We start from the raw sequence: 7,492 nt of genomic DNA, 5'->3' as shown, positions 1-7,492 counted from the left end.
CCCTCCCCTCGCGCGCTTCGTTCACGCCTCGCGGCGGACGTCCACCAGCACCTTGCCCATGGTCTGCCGCGCGGCCATCGCCCGGTGCGCCGCGGCCACCCCGGACAGCGGCACGGTCCGGTCGATCCGCGCCACCACCCGCCGCTCGGCGGCGAGCCGGAACAGGTGGTCGGCGATGCCCTCGAACAGCGCCCGGTCGGTGAGCACGTGCCTGAGCCAGAAGCCCTGCACCCCCGCCGAGCGCTCGGTCAGGTCGCCCATCGTGAAGCCGTCCTCCACGCCCTCCCGCGCCCCGACCGACACCAGCCGCCCGAAGGGTGCCAGTCCGGCCAGCCCGGCGCGCAGCACCCGGCCGCCGACCGAGTCCACGAACAGGTCCAGCCCGCCCGACTCCGCGAGCCGCTCGCCCAGGTCGGGGTCCTCGGAGTCCAGCACGGCGTCGGCGCCCAGCGAGCGCAGGAACTCCCGCTTCTCCGGGGTGGAGGCCAGGGCGACCACCCGGCCCGCCCCCAGCTCCCTGGCCAGCTGCACCGCCAGGTGACCGACCCCGCCCGCGGCCGCGGACACCCCGACGGCGTCGCCCGGCCGCAGCCGCCCCGCCAGGACCAGCGCGCCGTACGCCGTCGCCCCCTGCTCCAGCAGTGCGAGCGCCTGCTCGTCGTCCACGCCGTCCGGCACCTCCACCGTGTGCGCCGCCTCGGGGACGGCCACCTCGGCGTACCCGCCGCCGGTGCGCAGCAGCGCGACGACCCTCCGGCCGTCCTCGCGGCGCCGCCCGACCGCGTCGACGCCGAGCACCAGCGGCAGCGGGAGCTGCAGGTACTCGCCGGCGCGGATCTCCAGGTCGGCGTAGTTGAGCCCGGCCAGGGTGACGTCCACCAGCACCTGGCCCGGCCCGGCCACCGGTTCCGGCACCGTCTCGATGCACAGCTCCTCCGGCCCGCCGTAGCGGTGGATCACCGCCGCGCGCATCCCCTTCCCGTCCACGGCCACCTCGTCCCCTTCCGCCTGGTCCACGGCCACCTCGTTCACGGTCACCTCGATCTCGGTCGTCTCGTTCACGGTCGTCTCGTTCACGGTCGCGTCGTCCACGGTCGCCCGGGGCCTCATCCGGCGAACAGCGCGAGCAGCGCGCTCTCCAGGGCGCGGACGGCCTCCGGGCTCTCGGCGACCACGCAGTACATCACCGAGCCGTCGGCCGGCCCGAAGTCGTTGCTGTACAGCACGCCGGTGCCCGTCCGCGGGTCGAAGGCCAGCCCGGCCGCGCCGAGCGCCGCCACGGCCTCGGCGAAGGACGGCACCTTGAGGCCGGCGAGCTCCAGCAGGTGGCGCGAGCCGCGGTGCTCCTCGCGCAGCAGGCGGGCGGCGAAGATGTCGTGCAGGTGGCTGGAGCCGGTGAGCCGGCCGTTGGTCTCGTGGAAGTAGATCTCGCCCCCGGGCGTCAGCACGGCGTCCGCGCTGACCGTGCCCCGGTAGCCGATCACCCGCAGCGACTCGCACAACCGGGCTCCCTGCTCGACGAGTTCGGCCAGGACGCCCGCGTCCGGGGTGACCGGCGGGGTGATCTCGCCGACCACCACCGGCCGCATGACCATCTCACCGCAGCCGGCGAGCACCACGGCCGCGTCGTCGACGAGGAACTGGGCGTACAACGGCGCGCAGTCGGGGAAGTACCGCTCCACCACCACCCGTTGGCCGCGCCCGCCGGTCAGCCAGGTCCACCGCTCGGCCACGTAGGCGGCCACCGCCGCCCGGTCCGGCAGCGGAACCACCCGCTCGGCGCCGACCGCCTCCACCTTCTCGTCCCGGGCGAGGATCTCGTTGCCCAGCCCGCCCGCCTGGTACTCGACCTTCAGCATCACGCTGTGCCCCTGCCCCAGCAGGTGCTCGACAGCGGCCTCGACCTCGGCCGGCGAGCCGGCCACCGTCCCGGGCGGAATCGGCACCCCGACGCCGGCGGCCAGCGCCCGGAACCCCGCCTTGCTGTTGACCAGGGCGTTGCCGCCCTGCGCGGCGAAGGGCCGGCCGGGCATCGCGTGCGCCAGGCCGAGCGCGGCCGCCAGCCCGGCCACCGCGCCGTTCGGCGAGACGGCCAGCACCTCGTCGACGGTGCGCCCGTCCAGGACGCGGCGCAGCTCCGCGAGGAAGCCCGGGTCGACCAGGCGGTCGGTGGTGAGCACCTGGTCGCCGTGGGCGCCCGGCGGCGGCACCACGAAGGTCAGGCTGTCGGCCCGCACCCCGGTCAGCCCGGCGACGTACGCCAGGTACTCCGGGTCGGGGCCCCAGGGCAGCACCAGGACGTCGCCGTCCTCGGCCCACCAGAGCATCCGCTGTGCCCCGCACCCGGCGAACAGCTGCTCCAGCGGCGTCGCCCCGGTGAGGTCCCCGACCATCTCCTCGGTGCGGTTGTTCGCGATGCAGAGCGTCGTCATCTGGTGAACTCTCCCGGTGTCCGGCGCTGTCGCGGCCCACGGTTCTGGTCCCGCGCACGACACGGGTGTGGCGTGCGCTCCTGGTGTAGCGCACCGGGGTTGTTCTGGTTCGGTCCTCGGTCATTGAACAAAACGCCGAACAACCGGCGGCCCTCCGACCTGCGCGGTCGGGCCCGCCGGAGGGCCGGGCCGGCGTCGGCCCGAGCCGCGTACGGCACCCGCCGATCGGCGGGAACAGGACAACGACGGCCCTCCTCGCGCAGCCTCTCCGGGCAGGACGACGGCTCCGGCCCGGGCTCGGCGCGGTACTCGCCGCAGGCGCGGTACCTCTCGTTCCGGTGGCCGACCCGGTCACCGGCGCCGTCGTACGGGGTCTCCGGGGTGCCGGTTCCGCAGCTTCCCCAGCCGGGCCGGCGGCGCGGCGCACCGTCCTCGTGGGTACCGTGGACGTGCTGGTCGACCGACCCGTCCGGCTCACCCGACCCGTCCGGCCCGGCCGACCCGGCCCGATCCGACCATCGCGGTTCCGTCCGCAGAAGGGGGAACGAACTCCCATGACCACCACCGTCGCCGCCTACGCCGCACCGGGCCCCAAGGCCCCGCTGGAACGCACCACCATCGAGCGCCGTGCGGTCGGCGAGCACGACCTGCTGATCGACATCGCCTTCGTCGGCATCTGCCACTCCGACATCCACCAGGCCCGCGAGGGCTGGGGCGAGGCGATCTTCCCCATGGTGCCCGGGCACGAGATCGCGGGCGTCGTCACCGGGGCCGGCCCCGGCGTCACGAGGTTCCGGGTCGGCGACCGGGTCGGCGTCGGCTGCATGGTCGACTCCTGCCGCACCTGCGACAACTGCCGGGCCGGCCTGGAGCAGTACTGCGACGACGGCCCGGTGTGGACGTACAACGCCGTCGGCAAGGACGGCCGGCCCACGTACGGCGGCTACGCGAAGAACGTGGTCGTCGACGAGAACTACGCGGTGCGCATCCCGGACGCGCTGCCGCTGGACAAGGCCGCCCCGCTGCTGTGCGCGGGCATCACCACCTACTCCCCGCTGCGGCACTGGAACGCCGGGCCCGGCACGCGGGTCGCCGTCGTCGGCCTCGGCGGGCTCGGCCACATGGGCGTGCAGATCGCCCACGCGCTCGGGGCCGAGGTCACCGTGCTGTCCCAGTCCCTGCGCAAGAAGGACGACGGCCTGCGGCTGGGCGCCGACCATTACCACGCGACCAGCGACCCGGCGACCTTCCAGGAGCTCGCGGGCACCTTCGACCTCGTCCTCAACACCGTCTCCGCCCCGCTCGACTTCGCCGCCTACTTCTCCCTGCTGCGCACCGACGGGGCCATGGTCAACGTCGGCCTCCCGGAGGAGCCCGTGGAGGTCGACCTCCGGCGGCTGGCCGGCAAGCGCCGCAGCATGAGCTCCTCGGGCATCGGCGGGATCGCCGAGACCCAGGAGATGCTGGACTTCTGCGCCGAGCACGGCGTGGCGGCCGAGATCGAGCTGATCGGCGCCGACCGGATCAACGACGCCTACGAGCGCGTCCTCGCCAGCGACGTCCGCTACCGCTTCGTCATCGACACCGCCACCATCTGACGACCGGCCGGGCCGGGCCGCACCGGGCCCGCGCCGCGCCGAACACTTCGGAGGAGACCGTGCAACCGATCCTGGTGACCGGGGCCGCCGGCCGCGTCGGGGGCGTCGGACGGTCCGTGGTCGAGGACCTGCGGCGGCGGGGCCTCCCGGTCCGCGCCCTGGTGCACCGCGACGACGGGCGCGCGCGGGCCCTGCGGGCGACCGGCGCCGAGGTCGTCGTCGGGGACCTGACCCGCACGGACGACGTCCTCGCCGCCCTGGCCGGCTGCCGCCGGACGTACTTCGGCATGGGCGTCTCCGACCAGTACCTGGAGGCCGCCCTCACGGCGGCGGCCGTGGCCCGGGAGGCGGGGCGGCTGGAGGTGTTCGTGAACATGTCCCAGCTGACCGTCTCCGAGCTGGGACTCTCCGCCGCCGGCGAGTCCCACCAGCACCGGCAGCAGTGGCTGGTCGAACAGGTGCTGAGCTGGTCGGGCCTGCCCGTCGTCGAGGTCCGGCCCACCGTGTTCCTGGAGAACCCGCTCTTCCGGGCCGGACTGTCCTCGATCGCCAGGGACGGCACCGTCAGGCTGCCGTTCGGGCGGGCCAGGACCTCCCCCGTGGCGGCCACGGACGTCGCCGCGGTCGTCGCGGAGGTCCTGGCCGACCCGGCCCCGCACCTCGGCCGGGTCTACGAGCTGACCGGCCCGCGCTCCCAGGACGGCCCGGCCATCGCCGCGGAGGCCTCCGAAGCCCTCGGCCGGCCCGTCCGTTACGTCGACGTCCCGCTGCGGGAGTGGATCGACCACGACCTCGCACCGCTGGAGCTGCCGGACCACGTCCTCCGGCACATCTCCACCATGGCCCGTCTCCACGCCGAGAACCGCTACGACCGCCGGACCGACGGCGTCCGGCAGGTCACCGGCCGCCCCGCCACCGGCGTGGGCGACTTCGTCCGGCGGAACGCCGGCCTGTTCACCGGCTGACCAGCGGGGACGCGGCGGGCCGGCGTTCCCCCCGCCGCGAGCGGCCGGGCGGGCGCGTCTCCTACTGGAAGGAGACGCGGTGGGCGCCCGTCATGGACGTCACCAGGGAGTACAGCGAGGTGGTGGCGGTGATGAACAGCCGGTTCCGCTTCGGGCCGCCGAAGGTGAGGTTCGAGACCGGCTCGGGAACACGGATGCGGCCGAGGAGAGTGGCGTCGGGGGCGTAGCAGTGGACGCCGTCGTCGAAGGCCGCCGCCCAGAGCCGGCCGTCGCGGTCGAAGCGGATGTTGTCGAAGCGGCAGCCGACGCCCTTGACGAAGATCCGGTCGCCGGTGAGGGTGCCGTCCTCCCGGATGTCGAAGACCCGGATGTGCCCGGCCCGGCTGTCGTTGACGTCGCCCTGCGAACGGCCCCCCGCGCCCGAGGGCTTCGACGGCCCGCGCCCCGGGCTCCGAGCCGGGCGCGGCTCCGGTCGGTGACCGGGCCGCGCCCGGAGCGGTGCACCGGGGCGCGGGGACGTCGGCGGGAACTCCGGGAGCTCCGGGGGCTTCAGGAGCTCCGGGGATTCCGGGGTATCAACGCCCCTGGAGGCGCTTGACGTTGTCGCCGAAGGACCAGCCCTTCGAGCCGTCCCAGTTGAGCGACCACGTCATGAGCCCCTTCAGCGAACCACTGAAGGCGTTCCACGACTGACCGACCAGGCCCGTGTCCATGTAGCCGCCGCCCGCACCGGGCTGGGCCGGCAGGCCGGGCACCTGCTTGTCGTAGGGCACCCGGATGGTGGTGCCCTGGATGGTCAGGCCGTTGTTCAGGCAGGTGGTCTGCGCGGTGAAGCCCTGGACGGTACCGGCCTGGTAGGAGTCGCCGGAGCAGCCGTACATGCTGCCGTTGTAGTACTGCATGTTCAGCCACCACAGCTGCCCGTTGTCGGCGTACTTCTTGACGATCGGCAGGTAGGCGCCCCAGATCGACCCGTAGTTGACGCTTCCGCCGGTGACGTACGCGGTCTCGGGGGCCATCGTCAGGCCGAAGCCCGCGGGCATCTGGGACAGCACGCCGTCGATGATGCGGATCAGGTTGGCCTGGGAGGCGGACAGCGTGTTGATGTTGCCGCTCCCGGACAGGCCGGTCTCGATGTCGATGTCGATTCCGTCGAAGTTGTACTTCTTCAGGATCGGGACGACGGTCGCGACGAACTTGTCGGCGACGGTGCTGGAGCTCAGGTCGATGCCGGCGGCGGCGCCGCCGATCGACATCAGGATCGTCGCCCCGGCCGCCTTGGCCTGGCACATCTCGGCGGGGGTCGAGACCTTGACGTTGGTGTCCATGCCGTCCTGCCACAGGACGGTGCCGTCCGAGAGGATCACCGGGAAGGCGGCGTTGATGACGTTGTAGCCGTGCGCGGCGATCCGGCTGTCCGTGATGGGCACCCAGCCCATGCCGGGGTGGACGCCGTTCAGGGCGCCGTCCCAGTTCTCCCAGTACCCCTGGAGGACCTTGCCGGACGGCTTGGGCTTCGTGGGGCAGGTGTCGCTCGGCGGCGTGGTGGTGGGCGGCGTCGTGGTGGGCGTCGACGTCGTCGGCGGTGTGCTGGTGGGCGGCGTGGTGGTCGGCGTCGACGACGTCGGAGGCGCGGTGGTCGGCGTGGTGGCGGTCGGCGAGGGGCTGCTGCCGCCGGGGCCGGTGAGCGACACGTCGTCCGCGTAGAACGCCGGCTGCCCGTACCAGCCGTGCAGGAAGACGGTCACCGAGGTGGTGTTCGCCCCGGTGGTGAAGCCCACGCCGAGCTGGCTGTACGACGCGCTGTTCGCCGTCCAGGTGGAGGCGTTGGTGACACCGGTGCCGGTGGCGCCCAGGTAGATGTAGCTGCCCTGGACGTAGGCGCTCAGCGTGTACTGGGAGTTGGGCTGCACGCTGATGGTCTGGGTGCACTGGGCGGTGTCCTGGCCGGTCGGCGTGGCCTTGAGCGCGGAGGCGCCGGAGTGGACCGGGCTGCTCACCGCCGCACCCGCGCCGCCGGAACAGGTCCAGTCGGAAAGCCCGTTCTCGAAGCCGGGGTTGGCCACCAGGTTGGGGGTGGCGGCCCCGGCCGTGACGGTGCCCGCCACGGCGATGCCGGCGCCGATGACGGCTGCGGCGCTCACCCCGGCGAGGAAGCGCTTCAGGACGGTCGGCCCGTGCTCCGGGCCGCCGGTCCGGTGCACCTGTACTGCGCGTTCCACGGTCGCCCGCTCCGGGCGGAATCCGCCCGACGGGCGTGGGATGCGCGACCTCCGACGAAACATGCTGTGCTCCCTTTCCGCCGAGCGTCATGGACATGACCGACGCGTGGGGGCGTGACGCCCGGCTCTGGGTGAGGTGGGGGAAACATGTGGGGCTGTGCCGGACCGGATCGTAGGAGGGGCGGCAAGGGGAGTCAATAGGTCTGGACCAATTAGGTCTGGACCATTGCAGAGGGCGCGCACGACGACGCCGCCCGGTCCGCTCCGTACGAGCG

At 73.5% G+C, this 7,492-nt stretch carries 5 protein-coding genes and 1 pseudogene; 2 read left to right on the top strand and 4 right to left on the bottom strand.

From position 1 onward, the window contains the following. Positions 1-21: 21 nt before the first annotated feature. The gene (locus tag ACWGKU_RS39470; protein ID WP_452181007.1) at positions 22-1,062 is read right to left on the bottom strand and encodes a quinone oxidoreductase family protein; all 1,041 of its coding nucleotides are present in this window, start codon (positions 1,060-1,062) and stop codon (positions 22-24) included. Positions 1,063-1,106: 44 nt separating this feature from the next. Beyond that, positions 1,107-2,432 (bottom strand): preATP grasp domain-containing protein, encoded by a 1,326-nt coding sequence (locus ACWGKU_RS39465; RefSeq protein ID WP_401049278.1) that lies wholly within the window; start codon positions 2,430-2,432, stop codon positions 1,107-1,109. Between the two features lie 554 nt (positions 2,433-2,986). Between ACWGKU_RS39465 and ACWGKU_RS39460 the strand changes: the two genes are divergently transcribed. Beyond that, positions 2,987-4,030, top strand: a complete 1,044-nt coding sequence (locus tag ACWGKU_RS39460) for an NAD(P)-dependent alcohol dehydrogenase (protein WP_452181006.1) — start codon at positions 2,987-2,989, stop codon at positions 4,028-4,030. Between the two features lie 59 nt (positions 4,031-4,089). Continuing rightward, entirely contained in the window at positions 4,090-4,995 is a 906-nt protein-coding gene (locus tag ACWGKU_RS39455) for an NmrA family NAD(P)-binding protein (RefSeq protein WP_401049282.1), read from the top strand. 61 nt (positions 4,996-5,056) lie between these two features. Here ACWGKU_RS39455 and ACWGKU_RS39450 read toward each other — a convergent pair. Together ACWGKU_RS39450 and ACWGKU_RS39445 are read right to left on the bottom strand one after the other, a co-directional pair. Next, positions 5,057-5,389 (bottom strand): annotated as a pseudogene (locus tag ACWGKU_RS39450) (SMP-30/gluconolactonase/LRE family protein); the annotation flags it as partial. Between the two features lie 181 nt (positions 5,390-5,570). Further along, complete coding sequence (locus tag ACWGKU_RS39445) at positions 5,571-7,217, bottom strand: carbohydrate binding domain-containing protein (protein WP_452181000.1); 1,647 nt, start codon at positions 7,215-7,217, stop codon at positions 5,571-5,573. Positions 7,218-7,492: the final 275 nt, after the last annotated feature.

It is taken from the genome of Kitasatospora sp. NPDC054768 (genome assembly GCF_053612025.1).
This window is presented reverse-complemented; position numbering and strand designations above follow the sequence as displayed.

Excerpts from the sequence above, each read along its gene's own strand:
- ACWGKU_RS39465 (WP_401049278.1), bottom strand. The coding sequence starts at position 2,432 with ATGACGACGCTCTGCATCGCGAACAACCGCACCGAGGAGATGGTCGGG.
- ACWGKU_RS39460 (WP_452181006.1), top strand. The coding sequence starts at position 2,987 with ATGACCACCACCGTCGCCGCCTACGCCGCACCGGGCCCCAAGGCCCCG.